This window comes from Pseudomonas sp. OTU750018, assembly GCF_011636575.1.
Taxonomy (GTDB): domain Bacteria; phylum Pseudomonadota; class Gammaproteobacteria; order Pseudomonadales; family Pseudomonadaceae; genus Aquipseudomonas; species Aquipseudomonas peli.
This window is the reverse complement of sequence record NZ_JAAPAU010000002.1, coordinates 951579-977021: the sequence shown is the minus strand read 5'-3', so window position 1 is coordinate 977021 and position 25443 is coordinate 951579. Positions and strand designations below refer to the sequence as shown.

20 protein-coding genes are annotated in these 25443 nt (G+C 60.6%); 7 read left to right on the top strand and 13 right to left on the bottom strand.

Features of this window, described 5'->3' with window-relative positions; translation table 11 throughout:
* The first annotated feature begins 42 nt into the window (after window positions 1-42).
* The 3 genes from HCI85_RS13465 (at window position 43) to HCI85_RS13455 (ending at window position 5067) form a co-directional block, all read left to right on the top strand.
* Window positions 43-1413 carry a DUF1329 domain-containing protein gene (locus HCI85_RS13465; RefSeq protein WP_167145179.1) on the top strand — a complete coding sequence of 457 codons (1371 nt, stop codon included), beginning with the start codon at window positions 43-45 and terminating at the stop codon, window positions 1411-1413.
* Window positions 1414-1623: 210 nt separating this feature from the next.
* Window positions 1624-2697, top strand: coding sequence for a YCF48-related protein (locus HCI85_RS13460; RefSeq protein WP_167145765.1), 1074 nt, complete (start codon window positions 1624-1626; stop codon window positions 2695-2697).
* A 15-nt stretch (window positions 2698-2712) separates the two neighbouring features.
* Window positions 2713-5067 (top strand): efflux RND transporter permease subunit, encoded by a 2355-nt coding sequence (locus tag HCI85_RS13455; protein ID WP_160087813.1) that lies wholly within the window; start codon window positions 2713-2715, stop codon window positions 5065-5067.
* 379 nt (window positions 5068-5446) lie between these two features.
* Here the strand turns inward: HCI85_RS13455 and HCI85_RS13450 are convergent, their stop codons facing one another.
* Genes HCI85_RS13450 through HCI85_RS13425 form a run of 6 tightly spaced genes read right to left on the bottom strand, consistent with a single transcriptional unit; the run spans window position 5447 to window position 12244 of the window.
* Window positions 5447-7087: a BatD family protein gene (locus HCI85_RS13450; protein ID WP_167145177.1), complete on the bottom strand. Its 1641-nt coding sequence runs from the start codon at window positions 7085-7087 to the stop codon at window positions 5447-5449.
* Window positions 7084-8817, bottom strand: coding sequence for a VWA domain-containing protein (locus HCI85_RS13445; protein ID WP_167145763.1), 1734 nt, complete (start codon window positions 8815-8817; stop codon window positions 7084-7086). The genes HCI85_RS13450 and HCI85_RS13445 overlap by 4 nt, the downstream gene beginning before the upstream one ends.
* 5 nt (window positions 8818-8822) lie before the next feature.
* Window positions 8823-9854, bottom strand: coding sequence for a vWA domain-containing protein (locus tag HCI85_RS13440; protein ID WP_167145175.1), 1032 nt, complete (start codon window positions 9852-9854; stop codon window positions 8823-8825).
* The gene (locus HCI85_RS13435; RefSeq protein ID WP_167145173.1) at window positions 9847-10341 is read right to left on the bottom strand and encodes a DUF4381 domain-containing protein; all 495 of its coding nucleotides are present in this window, start codon (window positions 10339-10341) and stop codon (window positions 9847-9849) included. Before HCI85_RS13435 ends, HCI85_RS13440 begins: the two co-directional genes overlap by 8 nt.
* Entirely contained in the window at window positions 10338-11279 is a 942-nt protein-coding gene (locus HCI85_RS13430) for a DUF58 domain-containing protein (RefSeq protein ID WP_167145171.1), read from the bottom strand. The genes HCI85_RS13435 and HCI85_RS13430 overlap by 4 nt, the downstream gene beginning before the upstream one ends.
* Before the next feature lie 5 nt (window positions 11280-11284).
* The gene (locus HCI85_RS13425) at window positions 11285-12244 is read right to left on the bottom strand and encodes an AAA family ATPase (protein ID WP_090252347.1); all 960 of its coding nucleotides are present in this window, start codon (window positions 12242-12244) and stop codon (window positions 11285-11287) included.
* 185 nt (window positions 12245-12429) lie between these two features.
* Between HCI85_RS13425 and HCI85_RS13420 the strand changes: the two genes are divergently transcribed.
* Window positions 12430-17271 carry an NAD-glutamate dehydrogenase gene (locus tag HCI85_RS13420; RefSeq protein WP_167145169.1) on the top strand — a complete coding sequence of 1614 codons (4842 nt, stop codon included), beginning with the start codon at window positions 12430-12432 and terminating at the stop codon, window positions 17269-17271.
* Between the two features lie 103 nt (window positions 17272-17374).
* On the opposite strand, the gene rnt is transcribed toward HCI85_RS13420, so the two are convergent.
* Both rnt and pyrC read right to left on the bottom strand, forming a co-directional pair.
* Window positions 17375-18049, bottom strand: a complete 675-nt coding sequence (rnt, locus tag HCI85_RS13415; protein WP_167145167.1) for a ribonuclease T — start codon at window positions 18047-18049, stop codon at window positions 17375-17377.
* Entirely contained in the window at window positions 18046-19092 is a 1047-nt protein-coding gene (gene pyrC, locus HCI85_RS13410) for a dihydroorotase (protein ID WP_167145164.1), read from the bottom strand. The genes rnt and pyrC overlap by 4 nt, the downstream gene beginning before the upstream one ends.
* 205 nt (window positions 19093-19297) lie before the next feature.
* Between pyrC and HCI85_RS13405 the strand changes: the two genes are divergently transcribed.
* From HCI85_RS13405 to gloA, 3 genes are all read left to right on the top strand, one after another.
* Window positions 19298-20221, top strand: coding sequence for a flagellar protein MotY (locus HCI85_RS13405; protein ID WP_167145162.1), 924 nt, complete (start codon window positions 19298-19300; stop codon window positions 20219-20221).
* A gap of 131 nt (window positions 20222-20352) precedes the next feature.
* Window positions 20353-21570 (top strand): argininosuccinate synthase, encoded by a 1218-nt coding sequence (locus tag HCI85_RS13400; protein WP_090252361.1) that lies wholly within the window; start codon window positions 20353-20355, stop codon window positions 21568-21570.
* Between the two features lie 95 nt (window positions 21571-21665).
* Window positions 21666-22058 carry a lactoylglutathione lyase gene (gloA, locus tag HCI85_RS13395; protein ID WP_160087797.1) on the top strand — a complete coding sequence of 131 codons (393 nt, stop codon included), beginning with the start codon at window positions 21666-21668 and terminating at the stop codon, window positions 22056-22058.
* Between the two features lie 69 nt (window positions 22059-22127).
* Here the strand turns inward: gloA and HCI85_RS13390 are convergent, their stop codons facing one another.
* The 5 genes from HCI85_RS13390 to HCI85_RS13370 form a co-directional block, all read right to left on the bottom strand.
* A complete protein-coding gene (locus HCI85_RS13390) occupies window positions 22128-22307 on the bottom strand; it encodes a PA3496 family putative envelope integrity protein (protein ID WP_090252365.1) in 180 nt (59 codons plus the stop codon).
* 107 nt (window positions 22308-22414) lie between these two features.
* The gene (gene nth, locus HCI85_RS13385) at window positions 22415-23053 is read right to left on the bottom strand and encodes an endonuclease III (protein WP_167145160.1); all 639 of its coding nucleotides are present in this window, start codon (window positions 23051-23053) and stop codon (window positions 22415-22417) included.
* Window positions 23050-23763, bottom strand: coding sequence for an electron transport complex subunit E (locus HCI85_RS13380; protein WP_167145158.1), 714 nt, complete (start codon window positions 23761-23763; stop codon window positions 23050-23052). The genes nth and HCI85_RS13380 overlap by 4 nt, the downstream gene beginning before the upstream one ends.
* On the bottom strand, window positions 23756-24370 hold the full coding sequence (gene rsxG, locus HCI85_RS13375; protein WP_176600645.1) for an electron transport complex subunit RsxG: 615 nt from the start codon (window positions 24368-24370) through the stop codon (window positions 23756-23758). The genes HCI85_RS13380 and rsxG overlap by 8 nt, the downstream gene beginning before the upstream one ends.
* Before the next feature lie 29 nt (window positions 24371-24399).
* Window positions 24400-25431 carry an RnfABCDGE type electron transport complex subunit D gene (locus HCI85_RS13370; RefSeq protein WP_167145155.1) on the bottom strand — a complete coding sequence of 344 codons (1032 nt, stop codon included), beginning with the start codon at window positions 25429-25431 and terminating at the stop codon, window positions 24400-24402.
* Window positions 25432-25443: the final 12 nt, after the last annotated feature.

Below are 25443 nucleotides of genomic sequence, written 5' to 3'. Positions count from 1 at the left end.
CTGCGGGCACTCGGTTGCTGACTTATTTCACGGAGAATCAAGATGCTGAAAAAGCACACGTTGATGGGGGCCGCGATTGCGCTGGCACTGTCCGCTGGCAGCGCGTTCGCTGCGGTTTCGCCTGCAGAAGCAGCCAAATTGGGCGCAAACCTCACCCCGTTCGGTGCCGAGAAAGCCGGCAACGCGGCGGGGACTATTCCTGAGTGGAACGGTGGTATCACCAAGGCTCCGGCGGGTTACACCACGCCAGGCCAGCACCACGTCGATCCGTTTGCTGATGACAAGCCGCTGTTCACCATCACCAAAGCCAACCTGGATCAGTACAAAGACAACCTGACCCCAGGTCAGATTGCGATGTTCAACACCTACCCGAACAGCTACCAGATGCCGGTCTATCAGACCCGTCGCTCCGGTTCTGCGCCGCAGTGGGTGTATGACAACACCATCAAGAACGCTACTACTGCAAAATTGCTGGATGGCGGTAACGGCTTCTCCGACGCTTACGGCGGCATCCCGTTCCCGATCCCGCAAAATGGCGTAGAAGCGCTGTGGAACCACATCGCACGCTACCGTGGTACGTACATTGTGCGTCGCGCTTCGGAAGTAGCAGTGCAGCGTAACGGCAGCTACTCCCTGGTGACCTCGCAGCAGGAAGCCATGTTCAAGTTCTACAACCCGAAAGGGACTGCAGCTGACCTGAACAACATCATGTTCTACTACCTGTCCTTCACCAAGAGCCCTGCGCGACTGGCCGGTGGTGCGGTGCTGGTGCACGAAACGCTGGATCAGGTAAAAGAGCCGCGTCAGGCCTGGGGCTACAACGCTGGTCAGCGCCGCGTACGTCGTGCGCCGAACCTGGCTTATGACACCCCGATCGCTGCCGCTGACGGCCTGCGCACAGCAGACGACACCGACATGATCAACGGTTCGCCAGATCGTTATGACTGGAAGCTGATCGGCAAAAAGGAAATCTATATTCCTTACAACAGCTACAAGGTCACTAGCCCGGACGTGAAGTACAAGGACCTGCTGCAAGTTGGTCACTTGAACCCAGTGTTTACGCGCAACGAACTGCACCGTGTGTGGGTAGTTGAGGGCACGCTGAAGTCGGGTTCGCGTCACATCTACTCCAAGCGCACCCTGTTCCTCGACGAGGACAGCTGGCAAGCAGCAGTGGTTGATCAGTACGACGGTCGAGGCGAGCTGTGGCGCGTTTCGATTGCCTACCTGAAAAACTACTACGACCTGCCAACCACCTGGTCTGCACTGGATTCTTTCCACGATCTGCAAGCCCGTCGTTACCACGTGCAGAACCTGGATAACGAAGAACCAAGCACCATCGACTTCAGCCAGGCTGTGCCGGATGACGGCTACTTTAAGCCTGCTGCACTGCGTCGTCGCGGTACGCGTTAATACGCGTGTCGGTTGAGCAAAAGGCCGCTACTGTTGTAGCGGCCTTTTGCTATTTATCAGTCGAACAGGGCATGGTAGACGGGCGGGTTTAACAAAACATAACGTCGCGCCGATTGTCAGGCCTTTTGAAAGCTCAGTAGGATAGGCGCACTGCTAAAAGTGTAGTGCTACCTATAAGAATAAGGGGGAAGGTATATGAGTGAGCCCGTCATGCGGCGCACCCAGGCCGGTCGTGTTGTGGGATCGTCCCGCGCACCGGTGCTCCGCGTCCACTCACCGATAGCCAAAGCGCTGTCGCTGTGTAGTGTGCTATCCGCGCTGATGTTCGCCAGTGCGCCACTGCAAGCGGCCAGCGATGACGCCAGTCATTACTCGGTCACTTCTGCCAAAGCCCATCAAACTCTGCTGCTGGATGTTGCCAGTCTAGGTAAGCGCTTGGTCACTGTCGGTGATCGCGGGCATATTTTGCTGTCCGACGACAATGGCGCGAGCTGGGTTCAGGCCAAAGTGCCGACCAAGCAAATGCTGACGGCCGTGTTCTTTATTGATGACACCCACGGTTGGGCTGTCGGCCATGATGCGCAGATTCTCGCCAGCACTGATGGCGGCGCCACTTGGGTCAAACAGTTTGAAGACCTTGAGCGTGAAGCGCCGTTGCTGGATGTCTGGTTCAAGGATCGCAATAACGGTTATGCAGTAGGCGCTTACGGTGCCTTGTTGGAAACCACTGACGGTGGCGCCAATTGGGAAGACGTCAGCGACCGTATGGACAACGAAGACGCCTACCACCTCAACGCCATTGTTGAAGTCAAAGACTCCGGCCTGTTTATCGTGGGCGAGCAAGGCGCGATGTTCCGTTCCCCGGACTGGGGGCAGACCTGGGAAACCCTGGAAGGCCCTTACGAGGGTTCGCTATTCGGTGCCCTGGGCACTGATGAAGCCGGTGCGTTGCTGGTCTATGGCCTGCGCGGGCATCTGTTCCGTTCGGCAGATTTTGGTACGACCTGGCAGGCAATCAGCTTGAACACGGCTAACAACGGTCCTTTGGAGTTTGGTCTGGCTGACGGTAATCGTCTGGCTGACGGTTCCATCGTGGTGGTTGGGCATGGCGGTACCGTACTCAAGAGCACCGACAGCGGCCGCACTTTCAATGTGACCAATCGTGCCGACCGGCTCTCGCTGGCAGGCGTTGCAGCAATGGAAAACGGCAATCTGATTCTGGTAGGGCAGGGTGGCGTCCATGCTGCTACGCCTACTGGCGCCGATCTGGGCCAACAACAATAAGCCGGGAGCCTTTGCATGAGTAAGCATCAACAACAATCTGCCTCCTTCCTGGAGCGGTTGATCTTTAACAATCGCCCGGCCGTGATTCTGCTGTGCCTGTTGATCAGTCTGTTTCTGTTCTACCAAGCGGCGCAGGTGCGTCCGCAGACCAGCTTCGAGAAGATGATTCCGCTGGGGCATCCGTACATCCAGAAGATGCTCGAACACCGCAATGACCTGGCTAACCTGGGCAACACCGTGCGTATCTCGGTGGAAGCGGTGGATGGCGATATCTTCAGCAAGGAATACATGGAGACGCTGCGTCAGATCAACGACGAAGCTTTCTATATTCCGGGCGTTGACCGTTCCGGGCTGAAGTCACTTTGGAGCCCAAGCGTACGCTGGACCGAAGTGACTGAAGAGGGTTTTGCCGGCGGCGAAGTGATCCCGCAAACTTACGATGGCTCTTCCGAAAGCCTTGAGGAACTGCGCAGCAATATCCTCAAATCCGGGCAGATCGGCCGTCTGGTCGCCAACAATTTCAAGTCGAGTATTGTTGACTTGCCATTGCTGGAGACCTATGCCGATCCGAACGATCAGAGCAAGCAGATCCCGCTGGATTATCAGAAGTTCTCCCACGAGCTGGAAGAGAAGATCCGCGATAAGTACCAGGCGCAAAACCCCAACGTCAAAATCCATATCATTGGCTTTGCCAAGAAAGTGGGTGATTTGATTGATGGTCTGATCGGCGTAGCGCTGTTCTTTGCTGTGGCAATCGCCATTACCTTCGTGCTGCTGCTGTGGTTCACCCACTGCTTCAAGAGCACCTTGGCGGTGGTCGTGGCAACCTTGATCGCCGTGGTTTGGCAGCTGGGCCTGCTGCACACCCTGGGCTTTGGGCTGGACCCTTACTCGATGCTGGTGCCATTCCTGGTCTTCGCCATTGGCATTTCCCACGGTGTACAGAAGATTAACGGCATCGCCATGGCCTCCGGCGAAGCAACTGATTCGTTGTCCGCTGCACGTATGGCTTTCCGTCAGCTGTTTGTTCCTGGCCTGGTGGCATTGCTGTCGGACGCCGTGGGCTTTATCACCCTGCTGCTGATTGATATCGGTGTTATCCGTGAGCTGGCCATCGGCGCATCCATGGGTGTAGCGGTGATCATTCTGACCAACCTGATTCTGCTGCCAGTCATGATTTCCTATGTCGGCATCAGCAAGAAGGCGGTGAAGATCAGCCGCGAAGAAGCCGACAAGGAGCACCCGTTCTGGCGCTTTATCTCCAACTGCGCGCATCCGATGGTAGCGCCGATTTCCGTGGTGGTTGCGGTCGCGGCGCTGGCCGGTGGTGTGTGGTACGGGCAGAACCTGAAGATCGGTGACCTCGACCAGGGTGCGCCTGAGCTGCACCCGGATTCGCGCTACAACTTGGATAACGACTTCGTCATCCGTAATTACTCCACCAGCTCCGATGTACTGGTGATCATGGTCAAGACGGCAGCTGAAGGTTGCTCGACTTATCCGACGCTGTCGGCCATGGATGAGTTGATGTGGAAGATGGAGAACACCGAAGGCGTGCAGTCGGCCATTTCCATGGTCACCGTGTCGCGTCAGGTGATCAAAGGCATGAACGAGGGCAACCTGAAATGGGAAACCCTGTCGCGCAACCAAGACGTGCTGAACAACTCCATTGCCCGAGCTGATGGCCTGTACAACGGTGATTGCTCGGTGGCGCCGCTGCTGGTGTTCCTCACCGACCACAAGGCAGAAACCCTGTCGCGTGCGGTGAAAGTTGCTGAAGACTTTGCCAAGGAAAACAACAAGGACGGTCTGGAGTTCATCCTGGCAGCGGGTAACGCGGGTATTGAAGCCGCTACCAACGAAGTGATCGCCAAGTCCGAGACCACCATGCTGCTCGCGGTATACGCCGCAGTAGGCATCATGTGTCTGCTGACCTTCCGCTCCTTCGCTGCGACGCTCTGCGTGATGCTGCCGCTGGTGCTGACCTCGGTACTGGGTAACGCCCTGATGGCCTTTATGGGCATCGGTGTGAAGGTGGCGACTCTGCCGGTAATCGCCTTGGGTGTGGGTATTGGTGTCGACTACGGCATTTACATCTACAGCCGTCTGGAAACCTACCTGCGTCAGGGTTTGTCGCTGCAGGAGGCTTACTACGAGACCCTCAAGTCGACCGGTAAAGCGGTGCTGTTCACCGGTATCTGCCTGGCGATCGGTGTGGCCACCTGGATCTTCTCGGCAATCAAGTTCCAGGCTGACATGGGCCTGATGCTGACCTTTATGTTCCTCTGGAACATGATTGGCGCTATCTGGCTGCTGCCTGCACTTGCCCGCTTCCTGATTAACCCTGAGAAGCTGCGCAACAAGGCCTAAGTCTGATACGCAGTCGCAACACGAAAAACCGCGGCCTTAGGGTCGCGGTTTTTTATTGTCTAAGGGTTAGGTTTGCAGATGGCCTTTGTGGTGTGGACTTGCCCGCGCTTCGTGCCTGGTTCCGGCAGTTTCGCGGACAAGTCTGCTCCTATATGGCCGGACTTGTAGTCCACCGGAAAGGATAAGTCGATGAGTGCTTGCTAGGTTAGGCGGTGAAAATATTGCGCAATTGATGCCCAAGTCGGGCTCTATGCCACGCTCCACCCTATTAATGATTATTCCTCCAGAATCGCATGAGCTCTATACGGGTGAGCCACCAAGAGGATGTCGTGGGATGGTGAATGCATGACCGGCCCGCATCCGGCAAAGCGTGCCGCTGTTAGCGCGGATACAGCGGAGGCAGAGCGCTGGTATCCGGATTGGTGGTGCTCTCAAGGTCTTCTGTGGGGGGCAGACTGCGAATCGCCAGCCACAGGTTACGGCCCTGCCAGTGCTGGCCGCTTTCGCTGTACAGTGCGCCGTTCAGGCCGTCTAGGGCTTCAGACAGTGGGATAAAACGCGCGGCCATATCGGCGAGGGTTTCCGGCTGCTGCCGGGCCCAGGCGTCCAGCGCATGGCGCGTGGCCTGCGAGTCATTCGCCAGGCAGCTGCGCTTAAGGTCATCGAGCAGGTTGCGCTGGCTTGGCCCCGTCTGCTGGCTAGGCAGCACTGGAGGCTGGCGCCGCGCGCGCCACCACAGGGTAAACCCGAGCAGGGTGGTCAGGCCTAGGAGTGCAGTGCTGAGTTGCCAGGGCCAGAGGTGGGCATTGTCCACCTCGCGCACGGTTGGGCTTGCTACCTCGATCGGTAGGGTTTCCAGGTTAGGATTTGCGGCCACCTGCAGCTTACGCGTGGGCAGGCTGCTGCGTTCGAGTTGGTCGGTCGTGGTGTTCCACCACAGCACTTCGATTGCCGGCAGGGTGATCTCGCCTTCACGGTTGGCTACCAGTGCTTCACGTTCTTCACGGCTGGCCACCAGACCGTTGTCGTTGGCCTGATTGGCTAATTGGGGTTGGTCGGGGTAGCGGCGCAGGCCGGCAACCTGGGTGGCGGGTAAGGGCGGTAATTGTGCGCTGGCCAAACCTTCGACCTTGAGCAGCAGGCTGCGAGTCAGCGAATCACCGACGCGGGCCGTCTCCGGTTGTGGACTCCAGACTTCACTCAGGCTAAGTGCGCGCGCCGGCAGCCAGGGCGCGTCGGCCGGGTAGCTGGCTGGCTTGGCTTTCACCGTCAGCGGAATTTCCGGCGAACGGACCCGCACCACTTTGCCGGGGCGTGGACCGAACGGGTTGTAGGCATTGCTGGCGGAGCGATCAACAGCAGTGGCGGTAAAGGCTTGCGAGGGGATCAGCAGGTCACCACTTTCCTGGGGAAAAATCGCGTAGCGCAGTTCAATTACCCCATGGCGTATGCCGTTGATGTCCTTCTCGTAGGTGCGCGGTTCACCAAGTGCTTCAACGCGCGCCTGGGGCATCTCCAGTTGGGTCAGGCTGCTGTCGTCGTACAGTGAAACGGAGTGGTAGATGCGCAGTGTCAGCACGGTTTGCGCCTGCACGTAGACGCTTTCCTGGTCCAGGCTGGCATCGATAAACACCGGTGCCAGTCGACTGTCTTCGGCGCTCGCGGCTTGCTGAACATGCAGGGTAATCGGCTCGCTTTGTAGCTGGCCGAGTGTGAGCGGCGGTATCACCACATAACCGCTGTGTTTGGGTTGCAGGGTGACGATCCAGCGCGTGCTCGCCTGGGCGCCGTTGCTGCCGCTGGTCAGGCGGTTGACCTGGCGGGTGCCGAGCACCTCAAACAGCTCATTGAGCGGCTGCAGGTCGGGTTTGCCGAACAGCGTAGCGTCATCCGATTCCAGGGTCAGCTCAACGCTCTCGCCGGCATCCAGGCGCGTACGGTCGACGCTGGCGGTCAGGCTTTGCGCGCTGACGTTCAGGGCCAGTAGGCCAAGTAGAAGGGTACAGAGCAGTCGGCTCATTGCAGTTGTTCCTGGCGCTGTTGTTGTTCCAGCCTGAATTTACGCCGCAGCAGCTCGCCCGGATCGTCGGGGATCTGCCGCAGCCATTGTTCCAATGCCTGACGCCGCTCGCCGTCGAGGCTCGGCTCGGCGCTGGCGATCTGTTCTTCGCCGCTGTCGCTGTCGTCTTCTTCTGGTTGTTTCGGCGGTGTATCCGCGTCTTCATCTGCGCCAGGTTGTGCGGGTTTTTCACCCTTGTCCTCTGGCTCGGACGGCTTGGCCGGCGATTGCTCTGCCTGTTGTTGTGCGTCTGGATCGGACTGGCCTGCCTGCGGCTGGCTGCTGGGCTGATTCTGCTGCTCGTCGGTTTGATTCTGCTGTTGCTGCTGGTTTTGGCGCAGCAGCTCTTCGACCAGAGCTTTGTTCTTTTGCGCCTGAGCCAAGTCGGGTTGCAGTTCCAGCGCCTGGGTGTAGGCGTCTAGGGCCGCTTCCAGTTCGTTGCTACGCGCCAGGGCGTTGCCACGGTTGTAGTGGTCGCTGGCGCTTTCGCCATTGGCGAAGCGTTCGGCGGCCGCAGCGTAATCGCCGGCCTGGTAGAGCGCCTGGCCTTGCCAGCGTGGATCGTGGAAACGCTGCGCGGCTTCTGCCGGTTGTTGCGCCTCAAGCAGGCGCTGGCCTTGTTGATCGGCACGTAGCCAGAGGTCATCGAAGCTGAAGGCATAGCTGTTCTGCGGCATGCTCAGCAGCAACAGCGGCAGGCACAGCAGCCAGCCGCGGCGTGCAGCGCAGGCAGCGAGTAACAGCAGGGGCAGAAGCAGCCAGTGGCTCTGGTCTGCCCAGGCTTGCAGCTGGGTCAGCTCACCGTCACGGCGCAGTTGTTGTGGCGCATCGAGTAGGCCGAGGTTGCGCAGATCGCGCTCATCCAGCGTTACGCCCTGATACAGACCACCCAGCTCGTTGGCAAAGCGTTTGAGGCCGTTGCTGTCCAGGCGTGGCAGCAGGATGGTGCCCTGAGCGTCCTTGAGGAATGAGCCGTCCTCCTGAATGATCGGCGCGCCCTGGGTGCTGCCAATGCCGAGAATGCGTAGGCGCTCACCACGGCGGCCGAGCGCCTGGGTGATGGCCTGGCGTTGCGTCTCGTCGAGGCTGCTGGTTAGCAGCAGCAGGCGGCCATTGCCCTGGGCGCCCCGCTCGAGCAGTTGCAGCGCCTTGATCACCGCCAGGTCAGCGCGCTTGCCAGGCTCGGGCATGATTTCTGGGCTTAGTGCATCAAGCAGGTTGCGGCTGGTGGCCAGGTCGTCGGAGAGCGGCACCAGGGTATGTGCGCTACCGGCATACACGACAATGGCGGTTTGCGCATCCTGCCGTGCTTCCAGCAGATCGAGCAGCTTGCGCTTAGCCTGGGCCAGGCGATTGGGTGAGGCGTCGCTGGCGAGCATCTCAGGGGTCAGTTCGAGCAGTACCACCAGCGGGTCGGCCGGCTTGGGGTTCTGTTGCTCGATGCGTTGCCAGCTGGGGCCTAGCAGCGCCAATAGTGCAATGAGCCAGGCTAGGCCGAGGGCCAGCCAGGGCAGGCGACTGTTGCGCCCACCGGTGGCGGTTAGCAGCGCGGACTGGAACGCGGCCGGCAGCAACGCTTGCCAGCGACCGCTGCGTTTCTCCCGGTGCCAAAGCTGCCAGAGCAAAAAGCCCAATAGCGGTATCAGCAGCAGCCAGAAGGGGCGTTGCCAGTGGGGCCAGAGGCTGGTCAGTTCGCTCATGACGGTTTCCCCCGTAGCCGTGTCAGCTGAGTACGCCAGCGTTGTTGCAGGCTTGGCCAGAGTGTTTGGCTGACCAGCAGCAGGCTGAACAGCAGGGCCAGGCCCAGCGGCCAGGGATAGAGTGGCAAGGTCGGCCGCGCCAGAGTCGGTTTCTGCGCCACCGGCTCCAGTCTATCGAGGGTGGCTTCGATCGCCTGCAGTTCGTCACTGTCGCGGGCGCGGAAGTATTCGCCGCCGGTGGCTTCGGCAATTGCCCGCAGGCTAGGCTCGTCCAGATCGATACCGGGGTTGAAACCGAGCATGCCGAGTACGCCGCCTTGCTCGGGGTCGGCACCGATGCCTATCGGGTAAATGGTGATGCCTTCCTCTGCTGCCAGGCGTGCGGCAGTCAAGGGATCGATTTCGCCGCCATTGTTGGCACCGTCAGTCACCAGCACCAGTACGCGGCTCTGCGCCGGACGCTCGCGCAGGCGCTTGACCGCCAGGCCAATGGCGTCGCCGATGGCGGTCTGTGGTCCGGCGATGTTTTTCTGCGCTTCATCCAGCCAGGTATGCACGGTCTGCCGGTCGAAGGTCAGCGGCGACTGCAGGTAGGCGCGGCTGCCGAATAGGATCAGACCAACCCGATCACCCTGACGGCCATCGATAAACTCACCGAGCAGGTGTTTGACCAGGGTCAGACGACTGACTTCCTGGTCTTCCCACACCATGTCGGAATAATCCATGGAGCCGGATACATCCACCGCCAGCAGCAGGTCGCGGCCGCTGGCCGGCAACGGCAGCGGCTCACCCAGCCATTGCGGGCGCGCGCAGGCGAGCAGCAGTAACAGCCAGATCAGTGCAAACGGTGCTTGTTGTCGCAGGGCAGGTAGCCGTACGCGGGCGCGGCGGCCGCTCAAACCTTCCAGTTCGGCCAGGAAGCTGATTTTCAGCGCTGCTTCGCCGCTGTCCGCAGGCGGTAGCCAGGCCCGCAGCAGCCAGGGCAGCGGGGCGACCAGAAAGACCCAGGGCCAGGCAAACTCAAACATGTTTGCGAATCCAGATCGCTACGGCCTGGTTGAGCCCGGCGATGGCCTTGTCATCCAGGTTGCAGTGCGGGCGATAGGCGCCTTCCACCAGAATCATCCAGCGAGTCAGGCCGGCGGCTGGGCAGCGGCTGTCGAGAAAGGCCAGCCAGGCGCGGCTGCTCAGAATATGGCTGTTGCTTTGTGGGTAACGTTCGCGGCACAGGCGTTTGAGGATGGCATTGAGTTGTTGCAGCCAGGGGCCGGCATCGACGCCGTCGTAAGGTTTGCTCAGGCGTTCGAGTTCGTTCAGCGCGGCCTGGCGCAATGGGTCGAGCGGCGCTTCGGCCAACTGCCCGGCCGCTTTGCGCGGCAGGCGTTTAAGCAGTTTGAACGCGGCCCACAAGAGTAGCGGCAGTAGCACCGCGAGCAGCCACCAGCCCGGTGCCGGCGGCCACCAGCTGATTGGCGCAGGGGCGATCAGTGGTTCGAGTAGGTCCAGCGGGTTCACAGGGCTTTCCTCGGCCGCTGGGCATTCAGGTGCTCGCGCAGTTGTTCGATCATCTCGCTCTGGGTGTTCAGGGCCAGCAGCGGCACGCCGAGCTTCTGCGCCAGGCGCTGCCAGCGCGCCTGGCGGGCATCGGCCAGGCTACGGTAGGCCTGGCGCAGTTCGGCGTCCTGGGTATCCAGCTCCAGTTGCGCACCATGTTCGGTAAAGCGCAGCAGGCCGGCATTGGGTAGGGCATGGTCGAGCGGGTCGGAAAGCGGCAGCAACAGCAGGTCGGTATGCCGCGCCAACAGCAGCAACTGCTGTTCGCTGCTGTCGTTCAGTGTGCGCTCATCACACAAAATCACCACCAGGCTGCCGGGGCGCAGCACTTCGCGGGCGCGGCGTAAGGCCAGGCCGAAGCTGTCGCGGCCGCCCTGACTGTCGTTGCTCAGGGCCTGATTGGCTTTGGCCAGGCGGCTGAGCAGTTGCAGCAGGCTCTGCTTGCTGCGTCGTGGTTTGATTTCGTGGTGTTCCAGATCGCCAAAGACCAAGCCGCCGATGCGGTCGTTATGGCCCAGCGCGGCCCAGCCGATCAGGCTGGCGGCCTGTGCGGCGAGCACCGACTTGAACATCAGCCCGGAGCCGAAGAACAGGCGTTTGCTCTGCTCGACCATGATGTAAATCGGCCGCTCGCGCTCTTCGTGGAACAGCTTGGTGTGCGGTTCCTGGGTGCGCGCGGTCACTCGCCAGTCGATGGTGCGCACGTCGTCGCCGGGCTGATACACGCGCACCTGGTCGAAGTCCACGCCGCGCCCGCGCAGTTTGGAGTGGTGCAGACCAATCAGCGGGCTGCGCCGCGCCGGCGTGGAAAACAGCTGCACCTCACGCACACGGTGGCGCATCTCGATCAGTTCACCGAGGCTGACGCGAATGCCGGGCTGCGTGGGTTGGTCGTGCATGGTGGTTAGGCGACCGCCACAACGTCGAGAATGCGCTGCACCACGCGGTCCTGGTCGATGCCGGCGGCTTCTGCCTCAAACGACAAAATGATGCGGTGGCGCAGCACGTCGAACAGCACCGCCTGGATATCTTCCGGGCTGACGAAATCCCGCCCGGCGAGCCAGGCGTGGGCCCGTGCACAGCGGTCCAGGGCAATCGAGCCGCGCGGGCTGGCGCCGTAGGCAATCCACTCGGCCAGCTCCGGGTCGAATTTGGCCGGTGTGCGTGAGGCCATCACCAGTTGCACCAAATACTCTTCCACTGCGTCGGCCATATACAGGCCGAGAATTTCCTGGCGTGCGGCAAAGATTGCCTGCTGGCTAACCAATTGCTCGGGCTTGGTTTCACCATTCAGCGCTTCACCACGGGCCTGAGCGAGGATCTTGCGTTCCACGCTGGCATCGGGGAAACCGATCTTCACGTGCATGAGAAAGCGGTCGAGCTGGGCTTCGGGCAGCGGGTAGGTGCCTTCCTGCTCAATCGGGTTCTGCGTGGCCATCACCAGAAACAGTGGCGACAGGTGATAGGTACTGCGGCCGACGCTGACCTGGCGCTCGGCCATGGCTTCGAGTAACGCCGATTGCACCTTGGCCGGGGCGCGGTTGATTTCATCGGCCAGCACCAGATTGTGGAAGATCGGCCCCTGTTGGAACACGAAGCTGCCGGTTTCCGGGCGATAGATCTCGGTGCCGGTGATATCCGCCGGGAGCAGGTCAGGGGTGAACTGAATGCGGTGGAACTCGGCTTCGATACCTTCGGCCAGCTCCTTGATCGCCTTGGTCTTGGCCAGACCGGGAGCGCCTTCGACCAGCATGTGGCCATCGGCGAGCAAGGCAATCAGCAGCCTTTCGATGAGTTTTTCCTGGCCGAGGATCTGACTTGAAAGAAAATGTCGCAGCGCGACAAGCGCTTCACGGTGTTCCATCGTTAAGCTCATCCGGCAAATGTGACCAGCGAGTCTTGAATCTCGCCAGAGTTAAGTGGCAGCCACTTTAATGCAATCGCGGCCTCCTAGACTAACGTTGAACAACAAGGTTGTGGCGAAGGTCATTACTCGTGACTGCCTTGATCGAGTCCCCTGACGAATAACAAGCCAAACGGAGCAAACCCATGGCGTTCTTTACGGCGGCCAGCAAAGCCGATTTTCAGCACCACCTGCAAACGGCGCTGGCGCAGCACGTCAGTGAACAGGCTTTGCCACAAGTAGCCCTGTTCGCCGAGCAATTCTTCGGCATCATCGCCCTCGAGGAGCTGACCCAGCGTCGTCTCTCTGATCTGGTCGGTTGCACCTTGTCGTCCTGGCGGTTGCTGGAGCGTTTTGAACCGGCCAAGCCTGAAGTGCGGGTATTCAACCCCGATTATGAAAAGCACGGCTGGCAGTCCACCCACACTGCCGTAGAAATTCTGCACAGCGATATTCCGTTTCTGGTCGACTCGGTGCGCATGGAGCTGAACCGTCGCGGTTATAGCATCCACACCTTGCAGAACAGCGTGTTCAGCGTGCGCCGCAACAAAAGCGGCGAGCTGCAGGAAATTCTGCCCAAGGGTGCCCAGGGCAAGGATGTGCAGCAGGAAGCCCTGATGTTCCTGGAGATTGACCGCTGCTCCAACGCCGGTGAATTGAAGACCCTGGAAAAGGACCTGCAAGAAGTCTTTGGCGATGTACGCCTGAGCGTCGCCGACTTCCAGCCGATGAAAGCCAAGGCCAAGGAACTGCTGGCTTGGTTGGACAAGGCCAAACTCAAGGTTGAAGGCGCCGAGCTGGAAGAGATCAAGGTATTCATGAGCTGGTTGCTCGACGACCACTTCACCTTCCTCGGCTATGAAGAATTCACCGTTGCCGACAGCACTGGCGGCGGCAGCATGGTCTATGACGAGAAGTCCCTGCTGGGCTTGTCCAAGCGCCTGCGCAGCGGCCTCAAGGCCGATGAGTTGCATATCGAACCGGAAGCCGTGGCCTACCTGCGCGAGCCGCAGCTGCTGTCCTTCGCCAAGGCTGCCGTGCCGAGCCGCGTGCACCGTCCGGCTTATCCTGACCTGGTGTCGATTCGCGAGCTGGACGCCAAAGGCAAGGTGATCAAGGAATGCCGCTTTATGGGCCTGTACACCTCGGCGGTGTATGCCGAGAGCGTGTGGAACATTCCGTTTATCCGCCGCAAGGTGGCGGTGATCAAGCAGCGTTCAGGTTTCGACAGCAGCGCGCACCTAGGCAAAGAGCTGGCTCAAGTCCTGGAAGTGCTGCCGCGTGACGATCTGTTCCAGACCCCGGTGGACGAGCTGTTCAACACCACCATGGCGATCGTGCAGATTCAGGAACGCAACAAGATTCGCGTGTTCCTGCGCCGCGATCCGTACGGCCGTTTCTGCTACTGCCTGGCTTATGTGCCACGCGACGTGTACTCCACCGAAACCCGCATGAAGATCCAGCAGGTGTTGATGGAGCGTCTGCAGGCCACCGATTGCGAGTTCTGGACCTTCTTCTCCGAGTCGGTACTGGCGCGGGTGCAGTTCATCCTCAAGGTCGACCCGAAGAACCGCGTGCAGATCGACCCGCTGCGCCTGGAAAAAGAAGTCATTCAGGCCTGCCGTTCGTGGAAGGACGATTACACCAGCCTGATCGTCGAAAGCCTCGGCGAAGCCCAGGGCACCGAAGTGCTCAGCGAATTCCCCGGCGGTTTCCCGGCCGGTTACCGCGAGCGTTTCGCCCCGCACTCGGCGGTGGTGGACATGCAGCATCTGCTTAGCCTGAACAATGAGCGTCAGCTGGTGATGAGCTTCTACCAGCCGCTGACCCAGGGTGAGCAGCAGCTGCACTGCAAGCTGTATCACGCTGATACGCCGCTGCCGCTGTCGGACGTGCTGCCGATTCTGGAAAACCTCGGCCTGCGCGTACTGGGCGAGTTCCCTTACAAACTGCGCCGCGCTGATGGCCGCGAGTTCTGGATTCACGACTTCGCCTTCACCTATGCCGAAGGCCTGGATGTTGATATCCAGCAGCTCAACGACACCCTGCAGGGCGCTTTCGTCAATATCGTTGGCGGCGCAGCGGAGAACGACGGCTTCAACCGTCTGGTGCTGATGGCCGCCATGCCGTGGCGTGATGTGGCGTTGCTGCGTGCTTACGCCCGCTACCTCAAGCAGATTCGACTGGGCTTCGACCTCAGCTATATCGCCAGCACCCTGGTCAACCACGCTGATATCGCCAAGGAGCTGGTGCGCCTGTTCAAAACGCGTTTCTACCTGGCGCGCAAGCTCACCGCTGATGACCTGGAAGACAAGCAGCAGAAGCTCGAGCAGGCGATTCTCGCCGCGCTGGACAACGTTGCGGTGCTTAACGAAGACCGCATCCTGCGCCGCTACCTGGACTTGATCAAAGCCACACTGCGCACCAACTTCTACCAGACCGATGCGGCCGGGCAGAACAAGTCCTACTTCAGCTTCAAGCTCAATCCGCGGGCGATTCCGGATATTCCACGGCCGACGCCGAAGTTCGAAATCTTCGTCTACTCGCCGCGTGTCGAAGGGGTGCACCTGCGCTTTGGCGACGTCGCCCGTGGCGGCCTGCGCTGGTCGGACCGTGAGGAAGACTTCCGCACCGAGGTGCTGGGCCTGGTCAAGGCGCAGCAGGTGAAGAACGCGGTCATCGTACCGATGGGTGCCAAGGGCGGCTTTATCCCACGACGCCTGCCGGTTGGCGGCAGCCGTGATGATGTGTTGGCCGAGGGTATTGCCTGCTACCGGATCTTTATTAGCGGCCTGCTGGATATCACCGACAACCTGAAAGACGGCGCCGTGGTGCCACCGCAGAACGTGGTGCGTCACGATGGCGACGATCCGTACCTGGTGGTGGCGGCCGACAAAGGCACCGCGACCTTCTCCGATATCGCCAACGGCATTGCTGCCGAATACGGCTTCTGGCTAGACGATGCCTTCGCCTCGGGCGGCTCGGCCGGTTACGACCACAAAGGCATGGGCATCACCGCCAAGGGCGGCTGGGTCTCGGTACAGCGCCATTTCCGCGAGCGCGGCATCGACGTGCAGAAAGACAACGTCACCGTAATCGGCATCGGCGATATGGCTGGCGACGTATTCGGCAACGGCTTGCTGCTGTCGGAAAGCCTGCAGCTGGTCGCAGCCTTCAACCACATGCATATCTTTATCGACCCCAACCCGGATGCGGCCAAGAGCTTTGTTGAGCGTCAGCGCCTGTTCGATCTGCCGCGCTCCAGCTGGGCCGATTACGACGCCAAGCTGATTTCGGCGGGTGGCGGGATCTTCCTGCGTAGCGCCAAGAGCATTGCCATCAGCCCGCAGATGAAAGAGCGCTTCGACATCAGCGCTGACAAGCTGGCGCCAAACGAACTGCTGAACGCCTTGCTCAAAGCACCGGTGGATCTGCTGTGGAACGGCGGCATCGGCACCTACGTGAAATCCAGCAAGGAAAGCCACGCCGATGTCGGCGACAAGGCCAACGACCTGCTGCGCGTGGATGGCCGCGAACTGCGTGCCAAAGTGGTGGGTGAGGGCGGTAACCTCGGCATGACCCAGCTGGGTCGTGTCGAGTACGGCCTCAATGGCGGCAAGAGCAACACCGACTTTATCGACAACGCCGGTGGTGTGGACTGCTCCGACCATGAGGTGAATATCAAGATTTTGCTCGGCGAAATCGTCGGCGCGGGTGACATGACCGGCAAGCAGCGCAACAAGCTGCTGGTGGAAATGACCGATGCTGTTGGTGGCCTGGTTTTGGGCAACAACTACAAGCAGACCCAGGCGTTGTCGCTGGCTGAGCGCCGTGCGCGTGAGCGGGTGAGTGAGTACAAGCGCCTGATGACGGCTCTGGAAGCGGCCGGCAAGCTGGATCGTGCCCTGGAGTTTCTGCCTACCGACGACGAGCTCAACGAACGTGCCGCCAATGGTCTGGGTCTGACTCGTCCTGAACTGTCGGTGCTGATCTCCTACAGCAAGATTGACCTCAAGGAATCGCTGCTGAAATCCTTGGTACCGGACGATGAGTACCTGGCGCGTGAGATGGAAACCGCCTTCCCGCCGCTGTTGGCGAAGAAGTTCGGTGAGCCGATGCGTCGCCATCGCCTCAAGCGCGAAATCGTCAGCACGCAGATTGCCAACGACTTGGTTAACCACATGGGCATCACCTTTGTGCAGCGCCTGAAGGAGTCCACCGGCATGAGCGCGGCGAATGTCGCCGGCGCCTATGTGATTGTGCGTGACCTGTTCCGCTTGCCGCATTGGTGGAAACAGATCGAGGCCCTGGACTACCAGGTCCCAGCTGAGCTGCAACTGCAGTTGATGGATGAGCTGATGCGTCTGGGCCGCCGTGCGACGCGCTGGTTCCTGCGCAGCCGCCGCAACGAGCTGGATGCGGCCCGTGACGTGGCGCATTTCGCACCGCGTATCGAGGCCCTGGTCGGCCGGCTCGACGAACTGCTCGAAGGCCCAGCCCGTGAACAGTGGCTGGCGCGCTTCCAGGGTTATGTCGAGGCCGGCGTGCCGGAAGAGCTGGCGCGTGTGGTCGCCGGTACCAGCCATCTGTACACCCTGTTGCCGATCATCGAAGCGTCGGACGTGACCGGGCAGGAGCCGGCTCGGGTTGCGGCGGCGTACTTTGCCATTGGCGGGTCGCTGGAGCTGTCCTGGTATCTGCAGCAGATCACCAGCCTGCCGGTGGAAAACAACTGGCAAGCGCTGGCCCGTGAAGCCTTCCGCGATGACCTGGACTGGCAGCAGCGCGCCATCACCGTGTCGGTACTGCAAATGGCCGAAGGCCCGGCGGATATCGAAGAGCGGGTCGGCGTTTGGCTGGATCAGCACCGCCGTCTGGTGGATCGCTGGAAGGTCATGCTCGGCGAGCTGCGCGCGGCCACCAACACCGATTACGCCATGTACGCTGTGGCGAACCGCGAGTTGATGGACCTGGCGCAAAGCGCCTGATAAAGGCAGCGCAGGCTTGGCCTGCGCTGTTCCTGACCCAATAAAAAGCCCCGCCTAGTGCGGGGCTTTTTTATGAGCGATGGTTATGCGGCGACTATGGGTTTTAGTCGTCGAAATCCATCCAGCCGCCCATCTCTTTCCAGCGGTTTACGATGCCGCAGAACAGCTCGGCAGTCTTCTCTGTGTCGTAACGTGCCGAGTGTGCTTCCTTGCCGTCGAAGTCGATGTCGGCGGCCTGGCAGGCTTTGGCCAATACGGTTTGACCGTACGCCAGACCAGCCAAGGTGGCGGTGTCGAAGCTGGAGAATGGGTGGAACGGGTTGCGCTTGATGCCGGTGCGGTTTACCGCGGCATTGAGGAAACCCAAGTCGAAGCTGCTGTTATGGCCAACCAGGATCGCCCGCTTGCAGCTGTTGGCTTTCAGCGATTTGCGCAGGCCACGGAATATTTCCGTCAGTGCGTGCTCTTCAGTGACGGCCATGCGCAGCGGGTGATCGAGCTTGATGCCGGTAAAGTCCAGCGCCGCTTGTTCGATATTCGCGCCTTCAAACGGCTCGATACGGAAGAACTGGGTGTGCTCAGGGTAGAGGAAGCCGCCTTCGTCCATGCCGATGGTGGTAGCAGCGATTTCCAGCAGGGCATCGGTGGCGCAGTTGAAACCACCGGTTTCCACGTCCACGACTACCGGTAGATAGCCACGAAAGCGCGCGGCCATCGGGTGGCGCGGGCCGGAGTGGCTGCTGCTCTCGAGTTCGTCGTCGTACAGGTCTTCGCTCACGCGTGGTTCTCCAGCAGACGCCAGCGCAGGGTTTCACCGGCGCGCAGCGGGATAACGGTTTGCTCGCCCAATGGCAAGCTGGCCGGTGCGGTCCAGTCTTCACGCACCAGGGTGATGCTGTCGGTGTTGCGCGGCAGGCCGTAGAAGTCCGGGCCGTTCAGGCTGGCGAAGGCTTCCAGTTTGTCCAGCGCATTGCGCTGCTCAAAAGCCTCGGCATACAGCTCGATGGCCGCATAGGCGGTGTAGCAACCGGCGCAGCCGCAAGCGGCTTCTTTGGCATGCTTGGCATGTGGCGCCGAGTCGGTGCCGAGGAAGAACTTGGCGTTGCCGCTGGTGGCAGCATCCAGCAGGGCGTCCTGATGGGTGTTGCGCTTGAGAATCGGCAGGCAATAGAAGTGCGGGCGAATGCCGCCAACCAGCATGTGGTTGCGGTTGTACAGCAGGTGATGGGCAGTGATGGTGGCGCCGACGTTGGCCGAAGCGCCTTGCACAAACTCCACCGCATCACGGGTGGTGATGTGCTCAAACACCACTTTCAGGGTCGGGAAACGCTCGACCACACGGCTCAGGTGCTCGCCGATAAAGATCTTCTCGCGGTCGAATACATCGATCTCACTGCGCGTCACTTCACCGTGCACCAGCAGCGGCAGGCCGACTTCGGCCATGGCTTCGAGCACCGGGAAAATCTTGTCGATGCTGGTCACGCCAGAATCGGAGTTGGTAGTCGCGCCGGCCGGGTAGAGCTTGGCTGCATGCACAAAGCCCGAGGCCTTGGCCGTGCGCACATCGTCAGGCTGGGTCAGATCGGTGAGGTACAGCACCATCAGCGGCTCGAAGCGGCTGCCGGCAGGGCGGGCGCTGAGAATGCGCTGGCGATAGGCATCGGCTTCGCTGGCATTGCGCACGGGCGGTACCAGGTTGGGCATGATGATGGCGCGGCCGAAGGTGCGGGCAACATCGGCGACGGTATGCGGGAGAACGCCACCGTCGCGCAGGTGGATGTGCCAGTCGTCGGGACGCAGCAGGGTAAGGCGGTCAGTCATGGAAGCTTCCAGGCGGGCAAAACGTAGTGAGAATGCTACCGGAAAAGCCCCTTGGCAGCACGCTGAAAGCGGCTGTCGCGGGTAAAGCGGATTGAAGGCGGGGTTGGTTTATGGTCCGCCCCGAGCAATAGCCATAAAGCACTGCTCAAGTTTTCCGCCGTGGCACCGATAGACAGAAGGTAAGCCGTATTCCCTGGAGTCTGTCGTGCGACCCTACCCACTCGCGGTGCTCTGCCTGCTGGCAAGCCAGCCTGTCCTAGCCATCAGCTTCCAGACTCGTCTGGAGAAGATTGAGTGGCAGGTCGAAGGCGATCAGTTCGAGTGCCGCCTGTCGCAACCGATCACCGATTTCGGTTCTGGGGTGTTTGTACGCCGTGCGGGCGAACAGGTCACCTTCAGCCTAAAAGCCCGTGAGCGCTGGCTGGGGTCCGGCAATGCAACCTTGCTGGCGGCGGCGGCGCCCTGGCAGCCGGGGCGCGGTGATATCAACTTGGGCTCAGTCAATGTGATGCCGGCCGAAGTGCTGTTCAACAGTTCGCAAGAGCAAGGCACGCGCTTGCTGACTGGTCTGTTGGAGGGGCGCAGTCCTCTGGTACGCCACCGCGCAGCCATGGGTGGTGACGCGGTTGAGGTGCGCCTGCTGCCGGCCAAATTCAATAAGGCCTACCACGAGTACCTGGATTGCACGGCCAAGCTGCTGCCGGTGAATTTCGATCAAGTGCGCAAGAGCCAGGTCGGCTTTCCAGGTGGGGGGGTGGCGCTGGAACCGCTGGCCCAGGCCAAACTCGATATCATCCTCAGCTTTCTCAAGGCCGACCCCAGCGTCAATCGCATTCAGCTAGACGGCCATGCCGACAATGGCGGTAATCGCCTGACTAATCGCGATTTGTCGCGCCGCCGTGCGTTGGCTGTGATGGAGTACCTCAAGGCCAACGGCATTCCTGCCGAGCAGATCACCATGCGTTTTCATGGTGAGCGCTACCCGGTGGCGCCTAATAACAACGAAGCCAATCGGGCGAAGAACCGCCGAGTAACCATTCTGCTTGACCGGGTGCCGGAAGTTGCAGTGCCTCCTGCGCCAGCAGCGGAGCCGGCGCCTGCTGCTGCGGATCCTGCGGCCACCTCCTAGCACCTGCAACTCGTCTGTTGTCCAACAATTATCCGTCGCTTGGTCGTCACAAGCTGTCGCGCCTCTGTAAATCAGGCGGCATGGGCAGTAGAATCGTCGGTTTTCCCGCACAACCCCGTGGAGTTGATGGCATGGCCGACGTAAACAAGGTAGTCCTGGCATATTCCGGTGGCCTGGACACTTCCGTGATCCTCAAGTGGCTGCAAGATACCTATAACTGCGAAGTGGTGACCTTCACCGCTGACCTCGGCCAGGGTGAGGAAGTCGAGCCGGCACGCGCCAAGGCACAGGCCATGGGCGTCAAGGAAATCTATATCGACGACCTGCGCGAAGAATTCGTCCGCGATTTCGTCTACCCAATGTTCCGCGCCAACACCGTCTACGAAGGTGAGTACCTGCTGGGCACGTCCATCGCTCGCCCGCTGATCGCTAAGCGTTTGATTGAAATCGCCAACGAAACTGGCGCCGACGCCATTTCCCACGGCGCCACCGGCAAAGGTAACGACCAGGTGCGCTTCGAACTGGGCGCTTACGCGCTCAAGCCCGGCGTAAAAGTGATTGCCCCATGGCGCGAGTGGGACCTGCTGTCGCGCGAGAAGCTGATGGACTACGCCGAGAAGCACGCCATTCCGATTGAGCGTCACGGTAAGAAAAAGTCGCCGTACTCCATGGATGCCAACCTGCTGCACATCTCCTATGAAGGCGGCGTGCTGGAAGACACCTGGACCGAGCACGAAGAAGACATGTGGCGTTGGACCAAGTCGCCAGAAGCCGCGCCGGATACCCCAACCTATATCGAGCTGACCTACCGCGCCGGTGACATCGTCGCCATCGACGGCAAGGCCATGAGCCCGGCCACCGTCCTGGCTGAGCTGAACCGCATCGGCGGCGAAAACGGCATCGGTCGTCTGGATATCGTTGAAAACCGCTTTGTTGGCATGAAGTCCCGTGGCTGCTACGAGACCCCTGGCGGCACCATCATGCTAAAAGGTCACCGCGCCATAGAGTCGATCACCCTGGACCGTGAAGTCGCTCACCTCAAAGATGAGCTGATGCCGAAATACGCCAGCCTGATCTACAACGGTTTCTGGTGGAGCCCTGAGCGTCTGATGCTGCAACAGATGATCGATGCGTCTCAGGCCAACGTGAACGGCGTGGTACGGATGAAACTGTATAAAGGCAACGTGATCATCACTGGTCGCAAGTCTGATGATTCGCTGTTCGATGCCAATATCGCCACCTTTGAAGAAGATGGCGGTGCATACAACCAAGCGGACGCCGGCGGTTTCATCAAGCTCAACGCTCTGCGCATGCGCATCGCTGCGGGCAAAGGCCGCAAGATGCTCTGATAGACTTGAGCACCTGAGCCACACCAAGCCCCGGCCATAAGCCGGGGTTTGCATTTATAAGCCCACACAGCCGGGCATTGATGAGGAGACACCTGATGAGACTGCTGCATACCATGCTGCGCGTCGGCGATATGGATAAATCCATCGCGTTCTACACCGAAGTGCTCGGCATGACCCTGCTACGCCGCAAAGACTACCCAGAAGGGCAGTTCACCCTGGCCTTTGTCGGCTATGGCGATGAAGCGCACAACAGCGTGATCGAACTGACCCAGAACTGGGGCGTGGAAAGTTACGAGCTGGGCACTGGCTATGGCCATATCGCCCTGGAAGTGGCCGATGTGTACAAGGCCTGCGAAGACATTCGCACCCGCGGCGGCAAGATCACTCGCGAGCCCGGGCCGATGAAGCACGGCACCAGCATTCTGGCGTTCGTCGAAGATCCGGATGGTTACAAGATTGAGCTGTTGTCGCCGTCGCGCGCCGATTAAGGCCGGCTGAGTCAACTGAGCCACAAAAAAGCCCCGCAGTATAGCGGGGCTTTTTTGTTGGCTATATCGTTAAAGGTCGAAGTCGTATTCGGCCAATTGCTTGTGCAGGCGGCGCTCTTCAAGGAAGTTATCGATGATGCGGCGCTTGGTCAGGTTGGTCTTGGCCACCTCGACCGGTGCTTCGGCATCGTCCGCTTCTTCAGCAACAAAATCTTCGTCGAGCTCAAGTTCTTCTTTGTCAGTGCTCATTAGTTCTGCTCCAGGCTACAAGGGCCATTTGCGCACCTTATAACGGCAAAACCTGGGCGGGTAAAAAAGATTTTTTCAATGAGCTTATTGAGCGACTAAATAGTGGCTCAATCGTCGGAGGTTTTATGTTTGTATTCGCACAGGTCTTCGATGCGGCAGCTGCCGCAGCGCGGCTTGCGCGCTTGACACACATAGCGGCCATGGAGGATCAGCCAGTGGTGTGAGTCGAGGAGAAATTCCTTGGGCACAAACTTCATCAGCTTGTTTTCCACTTCCACGACATTCTTGCCGGGGGCGATGCCGGTGCGGTTACTGACGCGGAAAATATGCGTGTCCACCGCCATGGCAAGCTGGCGGAAGGCCGTATTGAGCACCACGTTTGCGGTCTTGCGCCCGACCCCGGGCAGGGCTTCGAGGTCTTCGCGGTTGTCCGGCACCTGACTGCCGTGCTTCTCGATCAGGATACGGCAGGCTTCGATGACGTTCTTGGCCTTGCTGTTGTACAGGCCGATGGTCTTGATGTATTCGCTCAGCCCCTCGACGCCCAGGGCGTAGATCGCCTCCGGGGTATTGGCGACCGGGAATAGCTTGGCGGTGGCCTTGTTGACGCTGACGTCGGTGGCCTGGGCGGACAGGGTGACCGCTACTAGCAGCTCGAACGGCGAACTGTAGGCCAGCTCGGTCTTCGGTTCGGGGTTGTCTTCGTGCAGGCGGCGGAAGATCTCGTAGCGCTTGGCGGCGTTCACTCGATCACTCCGGTCACCCGCACACGGCGGCTCTGCACTGGAGCATCAACCTGTTGTGCCTTGGCTCGCTCGGCCAGCACTTCGTCCACGCGGTTTTTGCAGGCGATCAGCAGGCCCAGCACGATAAAGGCGCCTGGCGGCAGGATGGCCAGTAGGAAGCCCTTGTATTCGGGGATCAGTGTCAGCTGCCAGTTGGCGGCGATAGGCCCGAACAGCAGGTGCATATTGGCGAACACCGCGCCGGTACCGAACAGCTCGCGCAGCGCGCCTATCATCACCAGTACCATGCCAAAACCCAGGCCCATCATCAAGCCGTCATAGGCGGCGCGGGCCGGGTCGTTCTTCGCTGCGAAGCCATCGGCGCGGCCGAGGATTACGCAGTTGGTTGTAATCAGCGGAATAAAGATGCCGAGAATCTGGTACAGCTCGTAGGTAAAGGCCTGCATCAGCAGTTCGATGCAGGTAGTCAGGGCGGCGATGATCATCACAAAGGCCGGCAGCCGCACCGCCGTGTTGACTACGCCGCGCACCAGCGATACGGCGGTGTTGGAGCACACCAGCACCACGGCACTGGCCAGCGCCAGGCCGAGGGCGTTGACCGCCGAGTTGCTTACCCCGAGCAGCGGGCAGAGGCCTAGCAGCTGCACCAGCGCCGGGTTGTTCTTCCACAGGCCGTTAAGAGTGATTTCGCGGTAGCTGGGACTAGCCATTGGACTTCACCTGGGCTGCGAACAGCTGCTCTTGATTGGCATCGAAATACTGCAGGGCTTTATGCACGGCCTTGACCACCGCGCGCGGGGTGATGGTGGCACCGGCAAACTGGTCAAACTCGCCGCGATCTTTCTTCACCGCCCAGCCATCCTCGCCGGGATTGCTCAGTGACTTACCGTCGAAGCTGCGAATCCAGGCGCTCTTGGCCAGCTCGATCTTGTCACCCAGGCCTGGGGTTTCCCGATGGCCGAGGACGCGCACACCGGCCAGGCGACCATCTGCCTGGATACCGATCAGCAAATGGATCGCGCCGCTGTAGCCGTCCGGCGCGGTGGCACGCAGGATCACCGCGCTGGGTTTGCCGTCTTTCAGGGCGATATAGGCGGTCTGCGGCGATTTACTGCCGAGCAGCGGGTCGTGCAGCTGGATGCTGTTGTCCAGCAGGTGGTTGTCGTAGCTGCCCTGGGGCAGGATTTCGCTCAGAGCGCGCACCTGAGCTTCGCGCTCGGCGTTGGCGATGCGCCCGGCAGTGGCTTGTTGCAGCACGGCCACCAGGCCCACGGTGGCGATGGCAAACAGCCCGAGCACCAGGGCGTTCTTCAGCATCGAGCGGCTAATTTCAGGCAGGGCCACGGTTACTCTCCCAACTTGAAGCCGCGAGTCGGCTTGCGGTGGCCGTAGGTGCGCGGCCGCGTGTAATAGTCGATGGTCGGGGCGGCCAGGTTCATCAGCAGCACGGCGAAGGCGACGCCGTCCGGGTAACCGCCCCAGGCGCGGATCACATAGACCAACACGCCAACGCCTATGCCGAAAATCAGCCGGCCGAGGTTGCTGGTGGCGCCGCTGACCGGATCGGTGACGATAAAGAAGGCGCCGAGCATGGTCGCGCCCGTCAGCAGATGAAACAGCGGCGAGCCGTTAGAGTCCGAGCCCGAGCCGTTCCAGAACAGCAGGCTCACCACGGCCAAGCCCGCGAGCATGCCCACTGGCGCATGCCAGGTGAACAGACGCTTGTGCAGCAGGTACAGGCCGCCGGCGAGGAAGGCCAGATTGACCGCTTCCGTGGCGGCTCCGCCGAGGTAGCCGAACGCGGGGTTCTGCGCCCACAGCTCGTCAATGGTCAGGCTTTTATTGACCTTCAGTGCATCCAGCGCAGTGGCCTGGGCCCAGCCGTCAGGCAGGTTGGCGATGCCGAGAATCTGTTGCAGCCCTTCAAGCAGGCCGACCGTATGCGGCGCTGGCCAGCTGGTCATTTCCACCGGGAAAGAAATCAGCACCACCACATAACCGAGCATGGCCGGGTTGAAGGGGTTCTGCCCGAGGCCGCCATACAGCTGCTTGCCGAACACCACGGCAAACCCGGTCGCCACCAAGGTCAGCCACCAGGGCGAATAGGGCGGCAGCGCCAGGGCCAGCAGTACAGCGGTCACCAGTACGCTGTAGTCCTTGAGGAAGAACAGCACCGGGCGTTTACGCAGGGCCAGGATAGCCGCTTCAAAACCCAGTGCGCAGGCGCTGGCCCACAGCAGGTTGATCAACGTGCCGGCACCGAACAGCCAGGTCAGGGCGAGAATCCCCGGCACCGTAGCCAGCAGCACCTGCAGCATCACTTGCTGGGTGTGATTGCTGCCCTTGGCGTGGGGCGATGTGATGCGGGGCAGGGCCATTGGCACTCCGGT

Coding starts and splice junctions, on each gene's coding strand:
- HCI85_RS13440 (WP_167145175.1), bottom strand. CDS start 9,854: ATGTTTGAGTTTGCCTGGCCCTGGGTCTTTCTGGTCGCCCCGCTGCCC.
- HCI85_RS13425 (WP_090252347.1), bottom strand. CDS start 12,244: ATGGAACACCGTGAAGCGCTTGTCGCGCTGCGACATTTTCTTTCAAGT.
- HCI85_RS13380 (WP_167145158.1), bottom strand. CDS start 23,763: ATGGCTAGTCCCAGCTACCGCGAAATCACTCTTAACGGCCTGTGGAAG.
- HCI85_RS13430 (WP_167145171.1), bottom strand. CDS start 11,279: ATGCACGACCAACCCACGCAGCCCGGCATTCGCGTCAGCCTCGGTGAA.
- HCI85_RS13460 (WP_167145765.1), top strand. CDS start 1,624: ATGCGGCGCACCCAGGCCGGTCGTGTTGTGGGATCGTCCCGCGCACCG.
- HCI85_RS13420 (WP_167145169.1), top strand. CDS start 12,430: ATGGCGTTCTTTACGGCGGCCAGCAAAGCCGATTTTCAGCACCACCTG.
- HCI85_RS13465 (WP_167145179.1), top strand. CDS start 43: ATGCTGAAAAAGCACACGTTGATGGGGGCCGCGATTGCGCTGGCACTG.
- HCI85_RS13390 (WP_090252365.1), bottom strand. CDS start 22,307: ATGAGCACTGACAAAGAAGAACTTGAGCTCGACGAAGATTTTGTTGCT.
- rsxG (WP_176600645.1), bottom strand. CDS start 24,370: ATGCTGAAGAACGCCCTGGTGCTCGGGCTGTTTGCCATCGCCACCGTG.
- HCI85_RS13450 (WP_167145177.1), bottom strand. CDS start 7,087: ATGAGCCGACTGCTCTGTACCCTTCTACTTGGCCTACTGGCCCTGAAC.
- pyrC (WP_167145164.1), bottom strand. CDS start 19,092: ATGACTGACCGCCTTACCCTGCTGCGTCCCGACGACTGGCACATCCAC.
- HCI85_RS13455 (WP_160087813.1), top strand. CDS start 2,713: ATGAGTAAGCATCAACAACAATCTGCCTCCTTCCTGGAGCGGTTGATC.
- gloA (WP_160087797.1), top strand. CDS start 21,666: ATGAGACTGCTGCATACCATGCTGCGCGTCGGCGATATGGATAAATCC.
- HCI85_RS13370 (WP_167145155.1), bottom strand. CDS start 25,431: ATGGCCCTGCCCCGCATCACATCGCCCCACGCCAAGGGCAGCAATCAC.
- HCI85_RS13400 (WP_090252361.1), top strand. CDS start 20,353: ATGGCCGACGTAAACAAGGTAGTCCTGGCATATTCCGGTGGCCTGGAC.